This is a genomic window from Chitinophaga chungangae, assembly GCF_017742215.1.
Classification (GTDB): Bacteria; Bacteroidota; Bacteroidia; order Chitinophagales; family Chitinophagaceae; genus Chitinophaga; species Chitinophaga chungangae.
The window spans coordinates 399,426-419,620 of sequence record NZ_JAGHKP010000003.1; the positions used below are offsets into that span (position 1 = coordinate 399,426).

Genomic DNA, 20,195 nt, shown 5'->3' on the forward strand with positions numbered 1-20,195 from the left:
ACGGGCAACGAATCGCAACGTGTTCCCGCGGAGGCCGGGTGTATACAAAAAAGGCTGCCGGCGAAGCAAATGCCGCCCGCAGCCTTTTTTAAAAAGACTTTTACCGCTCGGGTCATCCGAGTTTCATGTCGTGAATAATACTGGCCACTTTCGCGTCCAGCAGCTGTTCCACTCTTTCCGCGTCTGCCGGGCTTTCCAGCGGTTCGTGCACGGAGAAATAAAATTTGATCTTCGGCTCGGTGCCGGAAGGGCGGGCTGAAATGCGGCTGCCGTCTGCCGTGAGGAATTGCAGCACGTTGGATTTCGGCAGATCTATCGGCGTTTGTTCGCCGGTAGCCAGCGTGGTGACGTGCGACAGCTGGTAGTCGAATATTTTTACGATGGGAGAGCCGTTGATCGTAGCGGGCGGATTTTTCCGGTAAACGCTCATCATTTCGGCGATCTCTTCGGCGCCTTTCATGCCTTTTTTGGTGATGGAAATGAGCGATTCCTTATAAAAACCGTAACGCACGTAGATGTCTATCAACTGCTCGTAGAGCGTTCTGCCTTCATTTTTCGCATAAGCGGCCATTTCGCAGATCATCGCCACGGAAGCGATGGCGTCTTTGTCGCGCACATTATCGCCGATCATGTAACCATACGATTCTTCGCCGCCGCAGATGAATTTTTCAGTGCCTTCCTTGCGGCGGATCAGGTCTGCGATCCATTTGAAGCCGGTGAGGGTGTTGTAGCAGGTGATATTGTTGGTGGCGGCGAACACGTCTATCAGGTCGCTGGTCACCACCGTTTTGCAGATGTAATCGTTGGGCTGCGCCAGGCCTTTGCGTTTGCGGGCCTCCACGATGTAGTTGAACAGCAGCACGGCCGTCTGGTTGCCGTTGAGCAGTATCCATTTGCCGGTATGGTCTTTCACGGCAATGCCTACACGGTCGGCGTCGGGGTCGGTGCCCAGCAGGATGTCCGCATCCAGCGCGGCGGCCTTTTTCAGGCCGAGGCTCATGGCTTCGGCTTCTTCGGGATTGGGATACACTACGGTCGGGAAGTTGCCGTCCGGCGTAGCTTGTTCTTCCACGATATGTACATTGGTAAAACCAAAACGTTTGAGTATTTCAGGCGCCAGCGTAATGCCCGTGCCATGGATGGGCGTATACACGATCTTCAGGTCGTGCTGTTTGGCCACGATCTCGGGGTACACGCTCAGGCTTTTGAGCATGGAGAGGTACGCTTCGTCGATGTCTTTCCCGATGAGGGTGATGTTTTGCTCCCATCCGGTCCATTTTACGTCGCCGATACCGCCGATCTTTTCCACTTCGCCGATCACGTTTTTATCGTGCGGGGGCACCAGCTGCGCGCCGTCGTTCCAATAGGCTTTGTAGCCGTTGTATTCGCGGGGGTTGTGGCTGGCGGTGAGCACGATGCCGCCCTGGCATTGCAGGTGGCGGATGGCGAAAGACAGCTCGGGAGTGGGGCGGAGCGCCTCGAAAAGGAATACCTTGATGCCGTTGGCGGCCATAACATTGGCGGCTACTTCAGCAAAAAAGCGGCTGTTGTTCCGGCTGTCGTGCGCGATGGCTATTTTCACCTCCCCGTCGAAGGATTTTTTCAGGTAATTGGCAAAACCTTGCGTGGCGACGCCTACGGTGTATTTGTTCATCCGGTTGGTGCCTACGCCCATTACGCCGCGAAGACCGCCGGTGCCGAATTCGAGGTTGCGGTAAAATGCGTCCGTGATCTCGTCGGGGTTTTCTTTGAGGAGTTTCTTTACCGTTGCTACCGTTTCAGGGTCATAGCCTCCGTTGAGCCATTGCTCTGCTTTGCTGAGAATGTTTGCGTCCATATGTTGAATTACTTTTTACAGGGCCAGTGATAGGTTCAAATGAACTGTAAAATAATGAGAAAAAGGTTTTCAGTCAAAATGCTTTGTAATATATTCCAATGCTTCCGCCTGGGTTTTGGCCGCAAATTGGGCGTACCGTTCGTGCACGCTCACGATCTCGTCCAGCGCTTCCTTCACCAGCTGCTTGTTTTTCCAGCCTTTCAGGTGGGCGGTCACGGTTTCGAGGCAGCCTTTTTTATAGGCGATCTGGCCGATCACGTGCACCAGCGTGTTGCGCACGCGGGCGGTGGTGTCCATTTCAAGGGCCTGGAGCAGCGGTAGCACGTCCTGCGGGTGCGTTCTTCCCCGCAGCTCGATGCCATGGCAAATTTCACGCCGTATTTCCTTATCAGGGTGGGTAAGATACGTTTGGGCCCAGGCCAGCACAGGCACGGGATTTTTTTCGCCCATCTTTTTGACCGAGCCGATCACGGCGTTCCGCACGATATGATGCGCGTCTTTCAGACCCGCGTCCATCACGTCCCGCACGGGCCCGAAATCTTTCCGGCCGATCTCCCCGGCGGCGTTCACGGCGGTCTGCCGCACTTTCGGCTCAGCCGAAACAAACATCTCCGCAATGGTTTTCAGTACTTTCGCCGGTTCCCGCGCATACAGCCTGCCGAGGGCGAGATAGACGTTTTTGCGGACGTACGTGTCTTCGTCCGCCGCATACCGCAACAGCAGCGCGGCCCGGCCGGCGGCCACTTCCCCGGCGATCTCCTCTTCCATGCGCTGCGCCATTGCCGTGCGCTCCGCTTTGGGCAGGTCGTAATAAGCCATGCGCTGTTTCGTTTTGAACTTTAAAAATCGCCCGTAATGGTTATTTTTGCGCCCATGAGGCGGTACGAAGATAATTATAAGCAAAAAGGATTACGCAGACAATTGGTAGACAACATCAGGCAGAAAGGTATTACGGACGAAAACGTACTGGCAGCCATCAACAACATCCCCCGGCATTATTTCCTGGATACGGCTTTTGAAGGGATCGCCTATGAAGACAGGGCTTTCCCGATCGGGGAGGGGCAAACCATTTCGCAGCCCTACACAGTGGCATACCAAACGCAGTTGCTGGAAGTAAAACCATTTGAGAAGATCCTTGAGATCGGCACGGGAAGCGCCTACCAGGCCTGCGTCCTGGGCGAGCTGAAAGCGAATGTCTATACCATCGAGCGGCAGAAAAAACTGTTCGACCTGGTAAAACTATTCCCGTTCAAGGCCAAATACCCGACCCTCCGGTTTTTTTATGGAGACGGTTATGAAGGCCTTCCTACCTATGCTCCTTTCGACAAGGTGCTGGTTACCGCAGCGGCGCCGCAGATCCCCGAGAAGCTGCTCAAACAGCTGAAGATCGGCGGTAAAATGGTGATCCCCGTGGGCGGCGGCGATGTACAGCGGATGTTGCGCATCACCAAAACCGGCGAAGACGAATTCGAACAGGAGATCTTCGACGATTTTTCGTTCGTGCCCATGCTGACGGGCAAAAAAGGATAGAACGTATTTCTCTCTGCCTTCACTCGTATATCGATCCTATAACGATCCCGTTTTTGAAAGGGGCAAGATAACATTAGAAAAGCCGCCCCGGGTCTCCGGAAGCGGCTTGTTCTCACTAAGATAGGGAATTAATCTCGTATTAAAATCCTCCTCCCTGGCCTTCCATCTGCATGCCTTCGGAGCTGGAGCGGTTGTTCCTGCGTTTGAACAGCTGCGCGTCGAACTTGCCGAAACGGTAGCTGAGGTTCAGGCGGAGGATGCGGCTTTCGCGTTTGCGTACCATGTCCTGCGTGAAGAACATCGATTCCTGGTCCATGCCGAACTCGCGGGTGTTGAACACGTCACTGAGGCTGATGGTGGCGGAAAGGGCCTTGCTTTTCAGGAAGTCCTTTTTCAGCGCAACGTCCACCGCGCTCAGGCCTTTGATGCGGCCCTGCGCGGAAGTGGGGATCATCATGAACCCGCCGCCGCGGCCGCCGCCGCCGGTGGGGACGGTGATGGTGGGCGCCTGGTAGTTGGCCGTTACCTGGAAGGTAAGGTTCCAGGGCAGTTTGGTTTCCGAATTGATCTTCGCCAGCCAGGCGAAACCGCGGTTGGTGTAGTTCTCTTTTTCATTGCGCACCTGCAGCTCCTGCTGGTAAAGGTTCACGTTGGTCGTGATGTCCCACCCCGGGACGATCTGGTTTTTCATCGTCAGTTCCGCGCCGTAGGAAAAACTTTTGTTGGCGTTGATGAAAGTGGTGAGCAGCGTGTCGCTGCCCGGGCCGATCGGCTCGTTGAGCGTGCTGATCAGGTTGTTGGTATTGCGGTAATACAGCGAGCCGAGGAAATTGTGTTTTTTCCAGGTCTTCATGTACGAGAACTCGAGGCTGTTGGTATACTCGGGTTTCAGGTTCGGGTTGCCTTCGCGGTGGTTGAGCGGATCGCTGAAATCGCGGTAGGGCACCAGCTGGAAGAAATTGGGACGGTTCACCCGGCGCGAATAGTTCAGCTGCAGCTCCTGCTCTTTTTCCAGCTTGTAGCTCAGGTATACGCTGGGGAATAACCCGGGCACGGCTTTCGTGGGCTTGAAGGTTTTCCCTTCGCTGGGTATTTCGCCGGAATAAACGTACTGTTCCGCACGCAAACCCACCTGGTAACCGAAGTTTTTGATCGCGTTGGAATAGTTCACGTACGCGGCGTAGATCTGTTCCTTGTATTTATAATCGTTGCTCAGGCTGTCTATCGGCACATTCACGCTGGGCCCGTCGCCTACTTCGTAAAGACTGCCGTAGTTGCGGACAGTGCCTTTGATGCCGGTCTCGAACTTCCCGGTCTTGCCCATCGGGTCCACATAATCCGCCTGGAAGGAATAAAAATCGGTATTGCCGGTGCCGCGGTTGCTCTGGATAAACGGGTCGCCAACGGGCTCGCCGGCCAGCGTTTGCTGCTGCGTACGGAAGCCGCCGCTGCGGTCGTTGCTGTTTTTGTTGATGGACACGTCTGCCGTCAGTTCCTTGTTAGGCTCGGTGAACAGGTGTTTGAAACCCAGCGTGGTGGCATAGTTCCTGAAACCGAACTCGCTGTTGGTATAACGGGTGTTGCGGCGGGTGAGGTCTTTTTGGGAATCGCTGTACAGGCTTCCCAGCTCTTCGTAGTTTTTAAAGGTACCGTCTACGATGTTCTGCGAAAGCGAAATGGTATTGCGGTTGTCCATAAAAAAGTCGATGCCGATGCGGCCGAACTGGAACTGCCCGCCGTTGCGGCTGTCGCTTTCCTGGTTGATGTAATTGACCTCGGAAGAGCCGGTGGCGAAGTTGGTGCGTTCAGTGGTGCCGCTGCCCCAGTTGCGGTTGGAGTTGAAATTGTAGTTGGCGCTTACGTTCCATTTACCCTGGCGCACGGCGATGTTGCCGCCCGCGTTGTATTTGTCGTTCGTGCCGATGCCAGCCTGTACCATGCCGTTAAAACCTGCTTTTTTATTCTTTTTCAGCACGATGTTGATGATGCCGCTCATGCCTTCCGCGTCGTATTTGGCCGAGGGATTGGTGATCAGCTCCACGCTTTCGATCGCGTCTGCCGGTATCTGGTCGATGGTGAGGGTGCTGGGTTTGCCGTCTACAAAAATATTGGGAGAGGAGTTGCGCACTTTTACGTTGCCGTCGATGTCCACGTTCACGGAAGGCACGCTTTTCAGCACGTCTGCCGCGGTGCCGCCCACGCTGGTAAGGTTGCGGTCTACGTTGAACACTTTTTTATCGATGTTCATCTGGAAAGCGGTGCGCTGGCCGGTTACTTCCACTTCCGAAAGCGCCTTGGCGTTCGGCTCCAGGCGGATGTTGCCAAGATCCTGGTCCATGGTCTGCGGCGTTACCGTTACTTTTTTGAAGTAGGTTTTATACCCCATGAAGTTGATGCGTACGAGGAAAGGCCCGAAGGGCAGTTGTTCCAGCGCAAAATCGCCGTTGCCTTTGCTGAGCATGCCGGTTACGACGCTGGAATCTTTTTGGCGGAGAAGGGCTACTGAAGCGTATTCTACGGGCTGACGGGTCTGTGCGTCCTGCAGTTTGCCGTAAATACGGCCGATCTGCGGCATCTGGCCGCCGCGTTGGGCGCCGGGCGCTCCGGCAGGACGGGTGCCTCCCTGGGGAACGCCTTGCGCGGTGGCATAGGCATGCATTACGGTCAGTCCCAGGAATAAAGCGTACAATTTTTTCATCTTGATGAATGTTGAAATGAACTCAGATTTAGACGTTGTTTTTATATCGGGCATTTACGGTTTTGGGAAAATAAAAACTTCCGCAAAAGTAATCGCAATTAGACGTGTTACCGGCGGAAAGGGATGAAGGGCGGGAATTACGACACGAGTGAAAGGAAAACGGGGGCGGAAGGTTTTAACATTATTTAACACTCCGCGGTGAACTTTTTCGAGGTTGAAAAAGAAGGGTCGTGAACGGTCATAAAAAAGAAAAAGCTCCCGGAACCGGAAGCTTTTTTGAGTGGGGTGGATGAGGGGGCTCGAACCCCCGACCCTCAGAACCACAATCTGATGCTCTAACCAACTGAGCTACAACCACCATCTGTTTGTTTTGTGGAGTGCAAAGGTAATATTTTTCATATTCAATTTCCAAATGTTGCCCCCAAAATCTTTAACAAAAAATAGAAAATTGTTGTTTCCGCTAACCCGCTGATGTTGTTGATCGTAACATATAGCGAATGAAAATCTCTTTCGAAGGAAGGGTTATGCACAGGATTTCCACAAAAAAACGCGTATCTTTGCCATTCGCAAATCACCCGAAACTTACTAGCCCAGCATGCGAAGTGCTGGGCTTTTTGTTTTTATAACTCAAGAAAAAATTATATAAAAAGTTGATATACAACTAACTATGCATATGGATCAGCTAAAATTGAAATTACAGGAGTATTACCAGCGTTACCGCAAGCAGGACAAACTGCCGAAGAAAGACGCCCGGGAAGAGGGGAAAGACCCGGTGCAGGACCTGGAGAACGATATTCTCACCCAGTTCGGGCTGCCGGTATCCAAAAGGTTTGTACAGATATTGCACGATTTTGTCAACCACAGCCAGGTAAGCGACCAGCTGCTCGATTACGTGAGCAAAAAACTGCGCACCGCCGCGCGCAAGTACCTGCTTTCACCCGTCATGAGCGATGTGGAAAACCTTAACCAGGCGCGTGACCAGAAAACGAATCCTTTCGACGTATTGCCCGAGCTCGGTTACCCGGCCAACGAATACGCCGTGTTCCTCATCGGGGAACTGCTGTACCGCCGCAACATGGGCGCACAGGACGTGCTCGACGAGCTGCAGCGCGCGCATAAGCACAACAGCTGGGAAGACCTCTTGGTGCTGAGCAAGATCAGCAATTATTCCAGCCACGAACTGTACCAGAAACTCAAAAAATTCGACCTCCGGTTCGTAGACGATTTCGTACAGCACCAGCACCGCCAGGAAGTGACGCGCCCGCAGCACAAACGCCTCACGCCCGCCGAAGAAGGATACAAACCGAATTACAAGACCATTTCAAAAGTACAGGTGGAAGACATTGTGTTCGACGATAAAACCACCCCCAGCCTGTTCGGCAAGATCAAAACCGGCAGCCGCTACACCCGCATCACCATCAGCCTCGAATTTTCCGAGCTGAACCAGCTGCTCATGAGCAGCGGCGAACTGGGCGTGGAGATCAGCAACACCATCAAAAAACGCCTTGCCAATCCCGCAGTGGCCAAACCGCTGGTGATAGACATCAAGGCGGAGTTCGGCGAACCGCTGAAACTGGACAACTGCTACCTGGAAGTATACAAACCGCAGCACCAGGAAAACGGGAAATGGACGGAAGACAAAGACGCGTTTTATTTCGTGGACAAGATCCTGTCCAAAAAGGAATTTGAAAAACGCAGCAAAGAAGCCGAAGTAAAAACCAAGATCCAGGAATGCCTGGAACTGATCGGCGGATCGTACGTGTATTACCAGCGCCTCCGCAGGCTCGGCATTACCGAAGAGGAAGCCAAGCTGCGCGCCGGTTTGCAGGACGAGCTGTTGTACAAGCTCAGCTACTACCTGAATAAACTGAAGGATTAAAACACCGCTTCATAGCACGAAAAAGCCCCGGAAATACTCCGGGGCTTTTTTATGTCATATAGAATTCTCTTAAAAATTCTTCTCGATCCTTCCCACTCTTCCATACTGGTCCATTCCTTCCACCACTACCCTGAAGTTCTTGGTGTTATCGTTATTGTAGAAGATCAGGCGCGCCGTATGATTGGTGCTGTCGATCGCCAGGTTCGGGCTCCAGAAGAGCGTGAGGCGCTTGTCCGGCAGGTCGTGGATCGGCTTGCGCACGGAGTAATCGGGATTGTAAAATTCCTTGATGATCTTGTAGCCGCCTTTTTTCAGCAGGTCGAGGCCTTTCACGTTCGGGTCCGGCTTGCTGTCTCCGCCGCGGCGCGTCCATATCGCGATAGCGCCGTTGCCGCCGCCGATGCCGCCCATGAACGGCGGACGGAACACCTTGATCATCGCTACGTCCTGCATAGGGATGTTGGCCACCGTTCCGATATCCACCGGCATTTGGTCGAGATATACGCCGGGTGCGCCGCCGCGCCAGGAAAGCACGGGGTTGCTGATGTCCCCTGTGATCTGCAGGCCCGCCACACGCGCTTGCAGGTATTGGAATACGTTGAAGGAAGTCGGGTTTTCGTTCGTCAGGTCAAACGTCATCGCATTGCCGCCGGAGAACATGCCGCTCGCGTAACGTTTTTCGGTGCTTTCCGCTTCCGTCGGCTTTTTGGCGGTGATGTCCACGCCCTGCAGCTGTATCGTCCGGTTATTGATCCTGCGGTTCACGCTGTTGCTTTCCACCACGGTGGCGAGGTAATTTTTTAATATCCGGTTATCCAGCGGGGGGGGAGGCAATAATGGAATCGGCGTTTTCACCGTTGTGTATACGTCGAAGAAATGACGGTCGAACTGCACGTCTACGTCTTTCCACTTTTTATTGGTCATGTTGCCCTGGAAATACACGTTGGCGGTATCGTTGTAGAACAGGTTGTTCAGTTCGAACGACCCGTCCGGGCTTACCGGCGCCGATGCGAAGGCAGACGAGCTGTCTACCGGTATTTTGATCAGGAAGTTCACCGAACCGTCGGTTACAGGCTGGCCGCCTGCGGTGCGGGCTTTACCGGTGATGCTGATGCCCTGTTCGTACGGGTATTTCAGTTTCGGGTATTTGTCCTGCAGAATTTCTTTCCAGCTAAACCTTCTCCAGCCGTTGGTGAGCATCACCAGATCGATGGCCTGCAGCGTGCTGGCGCTGTCGTTCCTGAAATACCAGGCCGGGTTATGCACATAGCCGTGAATGTCTGACGTAAGCAGCGTGTTGCTCACGATGTTGTTGGCCCAGGGGTCGAAGCCTACCTGGTCTGCATCGGTTACAGACGCGCTGATACGGCCGCGCATGGAATCGGGCACCTGCAGCACCAGCTCGGTGCGCTGGCGCGGGCCTTTGTTCAGTTCCTGCGGGTCGAGGAAATATTCTATCTGGTCGTTTTTCTGTCTTACGTACACCAACCGCTCGGAAAGGGGATTGCCGTTCGGGTCGAACAGCGTGAGGGTGATGATGCCCGTCGGGATCTGCGTGGCGGGTATCAGGCCGCTTACTTTGCCTTCGGATATGCTGAGGTTGGCTTTGTAAATCACCTGGTTCTGCATGGTGGCGATCAGCAGCAGGTTGTTCATGCTGCTGTCCAGCCCGTTGAAACCGGTAAGGTAAAATATCCTCGCGCCGCGGTTATACACTTTCAGCGCGATACCGGAAGGTTTTACCGCCGGCAGGCTGATGGTTTTCTGCTGGCCGCCCGCGGTGGCTACGACTGCTTTGTAAGTCTCTCCCGCAACGGGTTTCAGCTCAAATGTGCCCATGCCGTCGTGCAGGGTTTCGATCACGGCCACCTGCTGGTCTTTGCTGTCGCGCACGGCGCCCGCCACTTTGATGGGGTAGCCGTTCTGGTCGATAGCTTTGAAGGCTACCACGCTTTGCACGTCGGTGATCAGGTCGCCGCCTTCGGGGAAGAACTGTACCGAATAATCCTTCGAAGCCGGCATTTCTTCACCGCCTTTACCGGTTTTCGGGTCCAGCACTTGGATGTTTTTATAAAAAAGGAAAGTGGTGTCGTAGTTGAGCATCCATGCGGTATAAGCGCGTACCTGGTAAAGACCGGGCTTCATGTTTTCGGGGAGGGCAAACTGGCCGGCGGCGCCGCCTTCGTTTACCAGCACGAGTTCTTTCTGCACAACGGCCCCTTTGCTGTCCCGCAGTTCCGCATAAAGATTGCGCGCGCCGAGTGCGGGCAGGTCGTTGAGCGTGAGATAGGCGGAGAACCAGATATTCTCGCCCGAAGCGTAATAATCTTTATCAAAATGCAGGTACACTTTTTCCTGCGGGTAATTCGTGGCAAATTTCTCTAAAGCTTTGATGATCCTGTCTGTCCAGTCGTCGGGTCGGGAAAAGCCCATAGAGCCCCAGGCGGCTACGGCCAGAAGGCCGGCGCCAAGCAGGATTCTCAGCTTTTTCAGGGAAGGTCGTTGCATGGAGTGCTAATCGTTTAATGATCCAAGATAGTGAATTACGAATAATTAGTAGAGAATGCCAGGGATATTTTAACATTTCGTTTTTGGGCGCATTATTGCGAAATTCGCGGCCGGCGGCCGGCCCGTAAGGCCGGGCAACTTATGATGAACAACACACAGGCAAACAACAGGCTGATCGTGATCGGCGGCGGCGCGGCGGGATTTTTCTGCGCGGTGAACGCCGCAAGGCTGCACCCGGGGCTGAGCGTAACGGTAATGGAAAAAACCGGCAAATTGCTGTCGAAGGTAAAAGTATCCGGCGGCGGGCGCTGCAATGTTACGCACCATCTGCATTCCATTGCGGACATGACGAAACGTTATCCCCGCGGCGAACGCTTCCTGAAAAAGGCGTTCACCCGGTTCTTCGTGCCCGATACCATCGCATGGTACGCGGAAAGGGGCGTGCAGTTGAAAGTGGAAGACGATGGCAGGATGTTTCCCCTCACCGATAATTCGCAGACCATCGTGGATTGCCTGCTGCGCGAAGCGGACCGCCATGGGGTGATCGTTCGCACGCATGCGGACGTTACAGCGCTGGAAAAAACGGGGGAGGGGTGGACGGTGCACCTGGCCGGCGCTCCCGCGCTGGAAGCGCGATACGTGTGCGTGGCCGCGGGCGGTTTCGCGCAGGGGCAGAAGTTCGGCTGGCTCACGGCTTTGGGGCACAGCATCGAAGCGCCCGCCCCTTCATTGTTCACCTTCAACATGCCCGGCAACCCGGTAACGGAACTGATGGGCGTGGCCGTGACGCAGGCGCAGGTGAAGATCGCCGGCAGCAAACTGCAGGAAACCGGCCCGCTGCTGATCACGCATTGGGGCATGAGCGGACCCGCAGTGCTGCGGCTTTCCGCCTGGGGCGCAAGATATTTACAGGAACAGCAGTACGCTTTTACTTTGCTGGTGAACTGGCTGCCCGCTTACAACGAAAATTCCCTCCGCGACGCATGGCCGCAATGGCGGCTGGATATGGGCAAGCAGGCGATCTGGACGAAAAATCCCTTTGGCCTGCCACAGCGGCTGTGGCAGTTTTTGCTGCAACAGTCAGGCATACACGAAAATGTGCGATGGGCGGAACTGCCGGCGAAAGAACAGAACAAACTGATGAGGAACCTGACGGCGATGGAGTTCCCGGTGAAAGGGAAAACCACGTTCAAGGAAGAATTTGTGACCTGCGGCGGGATAAAGCTGTCTGAAATCGACCCGCAGACCATGCAGAGCCGCATTGCACCGGGATTATATTTTGCGGGCGAAGTGATGGATGTGGACGGGATCACGGGCGGGTTTAATTTCCAGCATGCCTGGACGAGCGGCTGGATCGCGGCGCAGCTGGCATGAGGTTATTAAAAAAAACTGATCCCCGCCTGCCAGCCCAACCAGGCGCCGGTGCTGCGGCCGGAAGAAATGGAGGGGTATCCTTTCCCCGGTCTTTCAACGATCCCATCTTTATATTCAGCAAAAGACACCACCGGCCCGGCCTGTATCGAAAACCAGCGCGAAGCTTTGAAGTGCAGCTGCGGGACGAGGCGGTACACCTGCCCCATGCTTTTCCAGGAACGGTTAAAAAGATTCTGCTGCAGCAGATCGGTGGTGATGGCGAGGTAACGGTTGCGCAATGAAAATTCCCTCCCGATGCCAAGCCCGAGCGCGTGCAGGTCTTCGTTCATGCCGCCCGCGATGATGGAATAAAATTGTTTCCTACCGCTTTTGAATGAAACATTGACGGGCATGAGATCGCCGGAATAGACGCTGAGCTTGTAATACCCGTTTTCCCGCACGATGTTCAACACGCCGATGCTGAGGCCGCCCGAGCTGTCTGCCACGTTCACCAGCCCGAATTGCAACCCGCGGTTGAATTTGCGCGCGAAATTGCCCAGCAGCCCGATCTGCACGCCGTTCAGCGAACTGCCGGCATGGTTGTACAGCGCGGCGAACTGCAGCCCGGTGAACTGCCCGCCCGTGATATTGGTAATCCCGGAAAGCTGCACGCCATGTGCATTGTTTACCACAAAATTGGTAATACCCGCTATCTGCATGCCCGATGCCGTATCGATGTTCACATTCACGATGCCGCCGATCTGTATGCCGTTCACGCTGCCGCGGTACAGGTTGGCGATGCCCGCGATCTGCCCGCCCCGCGCGCTTCCCCGCGCCATGTTGGCGATGCCGGCGATCTGCATGCCGCGCACGTTGCCCTTGATGCCGTTGTAAATGCCGCCGATCTGCACGCCAGACACGGAATCGCCCATCAGGTTGTAAATACCGCCCACCTGCACGCCTTTCATCCAGCCTTCGGAATAATTGCCGATGCCGCCCACCTGCGCGCCTTCCACGTTTCTGAGGTTGTGGTTGAAGATGCCGCCCACCTGCACGCCGTTGACGTTGCCGCCTACCATGTTGAAGATGCCGGCTACCTGCACGTATTGCGCGTCTTTTTTGTTGATGTTGAAACCGCCCGCGATCTCGACCCCGTCCGTTCCCGCGGAATACCCGCCCAGGATGTTGAGCGAAAATTTGTTCACCACCTGCCCGGCCATTTTGCCGTGAGAGCCAATGGACGGTAAAATGGAAGATTGCACGGGTTTACTGGCGAAAAACCGGGAGATATTGTCGGTCTGCCGGCGCAGGCCTTGCGACAGCAGGCGTTTGCCCAGCCAGGTTTTTTCAACCTGGTCGCTGACGGTAAATTCCTTCAGCTGTACGGGTTTGGAAGGAGAAATGGCGACATGCAGCTCGCGGTCGAAACCCGGCATGACGTACATATTGGTGTCCAGGTACAATTCCTTGCTTACCGTGAGCTGCACGGAAGGCTGACGGCCCCTGTCTTTGAGCCGCAGCTGGAAATATCCTTCGCTGTCGGTAAAAGCGGAGGCGAGGTCTCCCCGGTCGTACACGCTGGCATTCACGATACGCTGACCGTTCTCCCGGTCGCGCACATATCCGCTGATCACATAATGGCGCTCGCGCACGGCTTCCGTACGCTGGAGAATGATGTGCTCACCGCTTTCCATGTACTGGATGCGGCCCTGGAAAAGCTGGTCGAGGGTTTGACGGACGGTTTTATTGCTGACGGTGAGGGTCACCAGGCTGTCTGCCCGGAACGGTTTGCCGACGTATGAAAAAGAGCAGTTGCCGGCTTCGCTGATGCGGGCCAGCACGGTATCCACGGGTTTGCGCACCACTTTTACCGAAATGGTCTTATTGAGTTGTTGTGCGGAAAGGCCCGCGGGGAACAGGGCCAGCAGCAGGAAGCAGATACGTGACAAGTTGGAGCAGGGTTTATACATGGCGAACGCCGGGCCTTCTTTTCAGAACCCGGCGGCCAAAATTAGCGCAAATAGTACAATGGTTAAAGCGGGGAATACATCAGCGGTTAAAATACGCCGGCTTTTACGCCCAGGTGAAAGCCGGGGCCGCTCATTTTGCTGTCAGACATGCCCTCGATGCCCGCGCCTGCAACCTGGCGCCAGGTGCCGCCCGCCACGATGCGCAGGTAGCTGGTGATATTGACCTCCGCATTGATGAAAGGTTCGGCCACGAAAAAACCGTCGGATTCGTATACCTGGTCGCGGCCCTTGTCGAAGCCGATGCGCTGGGAAACGCCGCCGCCGCCGATGAGCGCGCCCGCGCTCCAGTGAAACAGTTTATCGCTGTTGTGCACGTATTCCACCACGCCGCCGGTGTACCAAAGGTTCCACCTGCGGTTGTCGTTGTAATTGTCTACCCTCGGGCTGGTGGCCATGGAATAGGCGCCCGCGCCCAGCATGATCTTTTTATTGAGGAAAACGCCGCCATAACCGCCGGTGAGCACGGCAAAACGGTCGTCGAACGTGCTGATCTTACCCAACAGCGCGCCGTATGCGCTGAGTTTTTTCCCGCTGCCGCCTTTGTGTTTGAAGCTGGAAGAAAGTGTTTCCATCTGTTGCGCCTGCGCGAAAAACGCGGTCATTACCAGAGCGCATACTAACGTAAATGTTCTCATATGTCATTATTTTGTGTTTCTGGTAATATGACCGGATAATCGCCGCTTCCCCCTATACGCCCCCGGATTTTTTTTGAAAGAGCTGTGGTGGCGGGCTGAACAAAGGCGGCCCCGCAAAGGCCGTTTTTTGTATGTCGTAAAAACAGGAAAGGCCGCCCGTGAGCAGCCCTTCCTTATATTACAACCTGTAAATTATCGTGCGGGATAGCAAATGTAATAGCCCGGCCCCGTAACCCGAAACCATTTATTTCGATACCCGTATAGAAAAGGTTTATAAGTAGCTGATGCCGGGCGGATGGTCTTTTTCCAATGCTTCCAGCAGCGTTGCGAAGTCTTCCGGCCGGTGCAGGAAATCCATTTTTGTGGTATCGACCATCAGCGTGCGCATCGGGTGCTGGCGGATGTATTGCATGTACATGCCGTGTACGTTCTGCAGGTAGCTGTCCGGTATCTGCTGTTCGTAGGAACGGTTGCGCCTGCTGATGTTCTGCTGCAGCTTCGGAACGGGCGCGTTGAGGAAAATAAGCAGGTCCGGCTGCGCGAGCTGCGGGTTGATGATGTCGAACAGTTTCTGGTAAAGGCCGAATTCGTCTTCCTTCAGGTTCATTTTGGCGAACAGCAGGCTTTTTACGAACAGGTAATCGCTCACGGTATATTGCGAGAACAGGTCGCGGGTGGCGAGCATTTCCTTCAGCTGTTTGTACCGTTCGGCCATAAAGAACAGTTCCAGCGGAAAGGCGTATTGTTCCGGCTCGGCGTAGAATTTGGGCAGGAAAGGATTGTCCGCAAACTCTTCCAATATCAGCCGCGCCTGCAGGTGCTCTGCCAGCTTCAGCGCCAGGGTGGTCTTGCCTGCGCCGATGTTGCCTTCTATGGTAATAAAACGGTATTGCATGATCTAATGGGCCGCGGCAATGTATTTATGCACCGGCAAAGGGTCGGGGCATGCTTCCAGCAATTGGTTAACAGTCAGTTGCAGGATGGGGTGCTCCCATTCCGGAACTATTTCCTGCAGCGGCGCCAGCACAAAACGGCGGTTCTGCATCTGCGGGTGCGGGATCTTCAAATGGGGCAGGGTGATCACTTCATGGTTAAAAAAGATGATATCGATATCGATCACGCGCGAATCCCACTTCAGCCGCCGGATACGCCCGATCTCGCGTTCGGCCTGCAGCGTGGTTTCCAGCAGCTGTACGGCGCTGAGCGGGGTTTCCAGCACCAGGGCCTGGTTCAGGTAGTCCGGCTGCTGCACGTCGCCCCAGGGCGCGGTTTCATAAAGGGCCGATTCCTGTGTTACCCGGCCGGCCCTTTCCCGCAACAGTTCTACGGCCGCCCGGAGGTTCTTCGGGCGGTCGCCCATATTGCCACCTATAAGTAATATCGCTGTATTCATGTATTTTTGACGGATCAAAAGTAGCTATATTCCCTATTTTTGAGAAAATTAATGAAGTTTTTGGATCTTGGGGCAAAGTGAAGAAGCGGAGCCGCTTTTTCTGAAAACCAAAGTCTGATCTAATCAATTCCTCATGCGCAGTTTCTTAAAATTTTTTCTGGCATCCTTTGTAGCCCTGGTCGTTTTTTCTATTCTCGCATTTTTTTTCATGATCATGGTGTTCGCCAGGCTGGGCACGCCGGCTAAAGTGGTGACCGGCGCCAACGCCGTTGTGGTGATAGACCTCAGCAACCCGCTGCGCGAACAACGCATGGAAGACCCGATCCGCGACCTTATGCCCTTCATCAGCGGCGAGGCCGACCAGGAGCCCGGTCTTTTCGACGCCGTGAGGCTTATCCGCAACGCCGCCAAAGACGATAACGTAAAAGGCATTTACCTGAAGGCAGACGGCAATGCTAACGGTTACGCCGCCAGCGAAGAGATCCGCCGCGCCATCGCCGATTTCAAAAAGAGCAAAAAATTCGTATATGCGTATGCGGAAACGCTCACGCAAAACGCTTATTATCTCGCTTCCGCGGCCGATAAGGTATACCTGCACCCGAAAGGCATGATGGATTTCTCCGGTTTCTCCATGACCATGATGTACCTGAAAGGCACACTCGAAAAACTGGAGATCCAGCCGCAGATATTCTACAACGGCAAATTCAAAAGCGCCACCGAACCGCTCCGCGAAACCAAAATGACGGAAGCCAACCGCATCCAGACCACCGCGTTCCTCGGCGAACTGTATGCAGACTTCCTGCTGCGCGTGAGCGAAGCCCGCAAGATAGACACCGCCACGCTGCACCGTTACGCCAACGAAGGGCTCATCATGGAACCTTCCGACGCGGAAAAATATAAACTGGTAGACGCGCTGAAATATAACGACCAGGTGATGGACGACATCAAACGCCGCCTGAGCCTCACCGGAGACGAAAAAGTAAACTTTGTTTCCCTCAACCGCTATTTCACCGCCAATCCTTTCTACGAATCCAGCGGCAATATCGCGCTGATCTATGCGGACGGCAATATTGTGACCGGCGGGGACGGCGAGAATATCATTTCCAGCGACGATTATGTAAAAACGATCCGCGAAGTGCGGCAGGATAAAGACATCAAAGCCATCGTATTCCGTGTGAACTCGCCGGGCGGCAGCGCGTTGGCTTCGGAAAGCATCTGGAGGGAATTGTCACTGGCCCGGAAAACCAAACCGGTAGTGGTTTCCATGGGTAACTACGCCGCATCCGGCGGGTATTATATTTCCTGCATGGCCGATTCGATCTTCGCGGAGCCCAATACGCTGACGGGCTCCATCGGCGTGTTCGCCATCGTGCCGAACATGCAGGGCTTCTTCAACAACAAGCTCGGCATTACGTTCGACGGCGTAAAAACCGGCGAGTTCGCCGATGCAGGCAATACCACCCGCCCGCTCACCGAAAAGGAAAAAGCATTGTTCCAGCGTTCGGTGGACACGATCTACGCCACTTTCAAACAACGCGTGGTGGAAGGCCGCAAACTGAGCCAGGCCGTAGTAGACAGCATTTCCCAGGGCCGTGTGTGGACGGGCGTACAGGCGCAGAAAATGGGGCTGGTAGACAGGCTGGGCGGCATCCAGGCGGCGGTGGATTGCGCGGCAAAAATGGCGAACATCCCCGAGCCTGAAATCGCGGCGTATCCCCGGCCGAAAAACAAACTCGAATTATTCCTGAAAGGCGTGGGCGACAATGCCCGTGCGGACATGCTGAAAAAAGAACTGGGCGCGGACTACAAGTTCTACCAGACCGTCAAACAGCTGCGCGCCCTCACCACCGGCGAAGTGCAGGCCAAGCTGCCTTACGACATGGTGATCGAATAGTAAATTCCACTGCATTATACAACACGGAAAAGTGAAAGGCGGCAGCGCTTTTCACTTTTTCATTTTATATTCGTCTCTAAATTTTCAACCCTATGAAACGTTGTTTAATCCCAATCGGATTTGCGCTGATCGCAACCGCCTGCCAGCAACCCCCCGCTGTGCGGCAGATACAGGATTCTATTCACACTGATCCGACGACGGCGGATACTGCCGATGTTGTTGCAGAACCAACGGAGAGAGACACCGTTACCATCGCCGGCGTTTTGTACAACATCATTGATATCAGCCAGGCTGAATTTGAGGCGGTACCGGGTTATCGTCCGCTGCCAGAAAATGAAAAGGAAAACATCGCGCGTTATGCGGGGAAAATTTTCCGATCCGGCGATTCGCTGATGCTGAAACTAGAAAACGACAGCATGGTGGTGCTGAAAACGAACCGTAGCGATAATGAAGATTATGCTGATTATCACTTCCTCGATTACATGCCTGCATTAAAAGCTTACCTGGTGTACGTGGAAGGGTATGAATATTTTGCTTACCTGCTGGTAGATGCCAACATGGGCAGGGTGACGAACACGATCGGCGTACCACAGCTGTCGCCGGATAAAAAAATGTTCGTCTCCAGTAATGAAGACCTGGTAGCGGCCTTTACCACCAATGGTTTCGAACTGTTCAGGATGGGTACGGACAGCCTCGAGCTCGTGCAGGAGCGGCAACCGGAAAAATGGGGACCGGTGATCATTAAATGGAAAGACGCGCGCAGTTTTGTCGGCCATTTCAACGAACTGGACGAAGAAATCAATCGTATAGGCCGTTACGTGAAGTTAGTGCCCCGTTAACATTCCCATCCGTTCATATAACCAGGCATCAGGCATGCTCAGCTTTCCTCCGTATACACAGGATCTCTCTCTTCCGGGCTGAGCCGGATCACGTTGTTGTGATTATCGTCCACCACTTTCTGCGCCTGCATTCGCAGGCGGCGAAGGCCGTCTGCCAGCGCTTCCATGCTCTTTTCCGCCGCTTCGGCGATCTCGTTGTGATGGCGTATTACGCTGGTGAGGCGTTTGATGTGCTCGTTGATCACGTTGCAAAGGATCTGCGACGCGCTGAAAGGATCGAACTCCTGTAAATTGTTGAGAATAAGGTCGTAGCTCTCGCACATCTTTTCCATGGAACCGGCCGGTTCCGTAGTGGCTGGTTGTTTTTTAAGTTCTGCCATGTTCAGTCGGGTTTATTGCCGGCTTTGCCCGGTGTTGGTTGATAAGATCGGTTTAGACAAGATGTTCCCGCAACTTAATAAATGTCTATAACCCCCTCAAACCAAATTTGTTAATGAGAGGTTATTGAGCGGTTCCTAATCATTTTTTAAAAACAGGGGTAACAAAAGTTTTTGTTCGCTGATCTCCTTTCGAACAAACAGCAATTATTTCTTCATTAAAATGATATCTCATGAAAAAGCAAACTTTAGCAGCCCTGTTCACCGCCGTTACCGTATTTTTTGCCGCGTGCAAAAAAAATGACGCGCCCCCTCCGGCCAACCCCGTACAGGATACCCGCGACTTACTGGAAAAGATAGGGCCGCAGGTACAGTCTTTTTCCTTCAATGCAAACGAGCTTCCCAAAACCATATCGCTCAAGGGCGGCGTGAAGGTTACCTTTCCCGCCGGTTCGCTTACTAAAAACGGCAACGCCGTGTCCGGCAGCGTAACGGTAGACGCGGTGGAACTGCTCAAACGCAGTGATATCGTATTGTTCGGCGCCAATACCAACCACATTTCCGGCGCGCCGCTTCAGTCAGACGGTTCCTTCCTCCTCGACGTAAAAGCCAATGGCGAAAAAGTGGACCAGCAGCTGAAAGTGCCCATCAGGGTGGAAGTACCCGCCAAACGCGACGGCGGCACGCAACTGTGGGTAGGGGCTGATACGGTGCAGGGCAACCAGTTCGCATGGCAGGCGCCCCGCCAGGGAGCCGGACAGGTGGACGTGAAAATGGAACAGGGCAAATTCGCCTTTGATTTCGGGCAGCTCGGCTGGGTGAACTGCGATATTTTCTGGTCGTACGCCAACCCCAAAACCACGGTGAAAATATCCGTGCCTAACAATCCCGGCACGATGGCGAGCTTCAGGGCTTTCAGCGGGGAAACCTTCGTATTCTTCATCGCCAAAAACGCCAACGTGGTAGCGCAGCTGTATACGCCGGACGGCGCCAACCGCGTAAAAAGCTACGACAACATGATGCCCGTTGGCGCGGAAGGCCGCCTGATCGCTTTCTCCATCAAAGACGGCAAATATTATTTCGTGAAAAAAGACATCACTATCGCAACAAATATGGAAGAGGCGCTGACCCTTTCCGAAACCACGGAAAGCGCCATACAGGCCGAAATCACCGCCCTCGACGGATTCTAACGCTTTATTCACTGAGGTTTCTGGGTTTAAGA

The 20,195-nt window shown here is 54.2% G+C and carries 15 protein-coding genes and 1 tRNA gene; 6 read left to right on the forward strand and 10 right to left on the reverse strand.

Annotated features, from left to right (window positions below):
• Nucleotides 1–112: 112 nt before the first annotated feature.
• Nucleotides 113–1,837 carry a phospho-sugar mutase gene (locus tag J7I43_RS15925; RefSeq protein WP_209146825.1) on the reverse strand — a complete coding sequence of 575 codons (1,725 nt, stop codon included), beginning with the start codon at nt 1,835–1,837 and terminating at the stop codon, nt 113–115.
• A 69-nt stretch (nt 1,838–1,906) separates the two neighbouring features.
• Nucleotides 1,907–2,656: a HEAT repeat domain-containing protein gene (locus J7I43_RS15930; RefSeq protein WP_209146827.1), complete on the reverse strand. Its 750-nt coding sequence runs from the start codon at nt 2,654–2,656 to the stop codon at nt 1,907–1,909.
• Between the two features lie 54 nt (nt 2,657–2,710).
• Here J7I43_RS15930 and J7I43_RS15935 point away from each other — a divergent pair, with 54 nt between their 5' ends.
• The gene (locus J7I43_RS15935) at nt 2,711–3,367 is read left to right on the forward strand and encodes a protein-L-isoaspartate(D-aspartate) O-methyltransferase (RefSeq protein ID WP_209146829.1); all 657 of its coding nucleotides are present in this window, start codon (nt 2,711–2,713) and stop codon (nt 3,365–3,367) included.
• A gap of 139 nt (nt 3,368–3,506) precedes the next feature.
• Here J7I43_RS15935 and J7I43_RS15940 read toward each other — a convergent pair whose 3' ends face one another.
• Both J7I43_RS15940 and J7I43_RS15945 read right to left on the reverse strand, forming a co-directional pair.
• Nucleotides 3,507–6,065: an outer membrane beta-barrel family protein gene (locus J7I43_RS15940; RefSeq protein WP_209146831.1), complete on the reverse strand. Its 2,559-nt coding sequence runs from the start codon at nt 6,063–6,065 to the stop codon at nt 3,507–3,509.
• Nucleotides 6,066–6,346: 281 nt separating this feature from the next.
• A tRNA-His gene (locus tag J7I43_RS15945) sits at nt 6,347–6,423 on the reverse strand.
• 315 nt (nt 6,424–6,738) lie between these two features.
• On the opposite strand from J7I43_RS15945, the gene J7I43_RS15950 reads away from it, so the two are divergent.
• On the forward strand, nt 6,739–7,944 hold the full coding sequence (locus J7I43_RS15950; protein ID WP_209146833.1) for a hypothetical protein: 1,206 nt from the start codon (nt 6,739–6,741) through the stop codon (nt 7,942–7,944).
• A gap of 69 nt (nt 7,945–8,013) precedes the next feature.
• Here the strand turns inward: J7I43_RS15950 and J7I43_RS15955 are convergent, their stop codons facing one another.
• Nucleotides 8,014–10,452: an MG2 domain-containing protein gene (locus tag J7I43_RS15955; protein ID WP_209146835.1), complete on the reverse strand. Its 2,439-nt coding sequence runs from the start codon at nt 10,450–10,452 to the stop codon at nt 8,014–8,016.
• A gap of 141 nt (nt 10,453–10,593) precedes the next feature.
• Between J7I43_RS15955 and J7I43_RS15960 the strand changes: the two genes are divergently transcribed.
• The gene (locus J7I43_RS15960) at nt 10,594–11,826 is read left to right on the forward strand and encodes a BaiN/RdsA family NAD(P)/FAD-dependent oxidoreductase (RefSeq protein WP_209146837.1); all 1,233 of its coding nucleotides are present in this window, start codon (nt 10,594–10,596) and stop codon (nt 11,824–11,826) included.
• A 5-nt stretch (nt 11,827–11,831) separates the two neighbouring features.
• Here the strand turns inward: J7I43_RS15960 and J7I43_RS15965 are convergent, their stop codons facing one another.
• The 4 genes from J7I43_RS15965 to folK all read right to left on the reverse strand — a co-directional run bounded on the left by J7I43_RS15965 (nt 11,832) and on the right by folK (nt 15,863).
• Nucleotides 11,832–13,754 (reverse strand): peptidase associated/transthyretin-like domain-containing protein, encoded by a 1,923-nt coding sequence (locus tag J7I43_RS15965; RefSeq protein ID WP_209146839.1) that lies wholly within the window; start codon nt 13,752–13,754, stop codon nt 11,832–11,834.
• Nucleotides 13,755–13,861: 107 nt separating this feature from the next.
• Nucleotides 13,862–14,470 carry a hypothetical protein gene (locus J7I43_RS15970; protein ID WP_209146841.1) on the reverse strand — a complete coding sequence of 203 codons (609 nt, stop codon included), beginning with the start codon at nt 14,468–14,470 and terminating at the stop codon, nt 13,862–13,864.
• A gap of 271 nt (nt 14,471–14,741) precedes the next feature.
• The gene (locus J7I43_RS15975) at nt 14,742–15,365 is read right to left on the reverse strand and encodes a deoxynucleoside kinase (protein WP_209146843.1); all 624 of its coding nucleotides are present in this window, start codon (nt 15,363–15,365) and stop codon (nt 14,742–14,744) included.
• A gap of 3 nt (nt 15,366–15,368) precedes the next feature.
• Nucleotides 15,369–15,863, reverse strand: a complete 495-nt coding sequence (gene folK / locus J7I43_RS15980; RefSeq protein ID WP_209146845.1) for a 2-amino-4-hydroxy-6-hydroxymethyldihydropteridine diphosphokinase — start codon at nt 15,861–15,863, stop codon at nt 15,369–15,371.
• 133 nt (nt 15,864–15,996) lie between these two features.
• Here folK and sppA point away from each other — a divergent pair, with 133 nt between their 5' ends.
• Both sppA and J7I43_RS15990 read left to right on the forward strand, forming a co-directional pair.
• Nucleotides 15,997–17,757 (forward strand): signal peptide peptidase SppA, encoded by a 1,761-nt coding sequence (gene sppA, locus J7I43_RS15985; RefSeq protein ID WP_209146847.1) that lies wholly within the window; start codon nt 15,997–15,999, stop codon nt 17,755–17,757.
• A gap of 92 nt (nt 17,758–17,849) precedes the next feature.
• Complete coding sequence (locus J7I43_RS15990) at nt 17,850–18,596, forward strand: hypothetical protein (protein ID WP_209146849.1); 747 nt, start codon at nt 17,850–17,852, stop codon at nt 18,594–18,596.
• Nucleotides 18,597–18,634: 38 nt separating this feature from the next.
• Here the strand turns inward: J7I43_RS15990 and J7I43_RS15995 are convergent, their stop codons facing one another.
• Nucleotides 18,635–18,976, reverse strand: a complete 342-nt coding sequence (locus J7I43_RS15995) for a hypothetical protein (protein ID WP_209146851.1) — start codon at nt 18,974–18,976, stop codon at nt 18,635–18,637.
• A 230-nt stretch (nt 18,977–19,206) separates the two neighbouring features.
• Here J7I43_RS15995 and J7I43_RS16000 point away from each other — a divergent pair, with 230 nt between their 5' ends.
• The gene (locus J7I43_RS16000) at nt 19,207–20,163 is read left to right on the forward strand and encodes a hypothetical protein (RefSeq protein WP_209146852.1); all 957 of its coding nucleotides are present in this window, start codon (nt 19,207–19,209) and stop codon (nt 20,161–20,163) included.
• The last annotated feature ends 32 nt before the right edge of the window (nt 20,164–20,195 follow it).

What these genes read in the sequence shown, in the direction of transcription:
- J7I43_RS15960 (WP_209146837.1), top strand. Translation starts at nt 10,594, where the DNA reads ATGATGAACAACACACAGGCAAACAACAGGCTGATCGTGATCGGCGGC.
- J7I43_RS15950 (WP_209146833.1), top strand. Translation starts at nt 6,739, where the DNA reads ATGGATCAGCTAAAATTGAAATTACAGGAGTATTACCAGCGTTACCGC.
- J7I43_RS15955 (WP_209146835.1), bottom strand. Translation starts at nt 10,452, where the DNA reads ATGCAACGACCTTCCCTGAAAAAGCTGAGAATCCTGCTTGGCGCCGGC.
- J7I43_RS15935 (WP_209146829.1), top strand. Translation starts at nt 2,711, where the DNA reads ATGAGGCGGTACGAAGATAATTATAAGCAAAAAGGATTACGCAGACAA.
- J7I43_RS16000 (WP_209146852.1), top strand. Translation starts at nt 19,207, where the DNA reads ATGAAAAAGCAAACTTTAGCAGCCCTGTTCACCGCCGTTACCGTATTT.
- J7I43_RS15925 (WP_209146825.1), bottom strand. Translation starts at nt 1,837, where the DNA reads ATGGACGCAAACATTCTCAGCAAAGCAGAGCAATGGCTCAACGGAGGC.
- sppA (WP_209146847.1), top strand. Translation starts at nt 15,997, where the DNA reads ATGCGCAGTTTCTTAAAATTTTTTCTGGCATCCTTTGTAGCCCTGGTC.
- J7I43_RS15970 (WP_209146841.1), bottom strand. Translation starts at nt 14,470, where the DNA reads ATGAGAACATTTACGTTAGTATGCGCTCTGGTAATGACCGCGTTTTTC.
- J7I43_RS15990 (WP_209146849.1), top strand. Translation starts at nt 17,850, where the DNA reads ATGAAACGTTGTTTAATCCCAATCGGATTTGCGCTGATCGCAACCGCC.
- J7I43_RS15930 (WP_209146827.1), bottom strand. Translation starts at nt 2,656, where the DNA reads ATGGCTTATTACGACCTGCCCAAAGCGGAGCGCACGGCAATGGCGCAG.
- J7I43_RS15975 (WP_209146843.1), bottom strand. Translation starts at nt 15,365, where the DNA reads ATGCAATACCGTTTTATTACCATAGAAGGCAACATCGGCGCAGGCAAG.
- J7I43_RS15940 (WP_209146831.1), bottom strand. Translation starts at nt 6,065, where the DNA reads ATGAAAAAATTGTACGCTTTATTCCTGGGACTGACCGTAATGCATGCC.
- folK (WP_209146845.1), bottom strand. Translation starts at nt 15,863, where the DNA reads ATGAATACAGCGATATTACTTATAGGTGGCAATATGGGCGACCGCCCG.
- J7I43_RS15995 (WP_209146851.1), bottom strand. Translation starts at nt 18,976, where the DNA reads ATGGCAGAACTTAAAAAACAACCAGCCACTACGGAACCGGCCGGTTCC.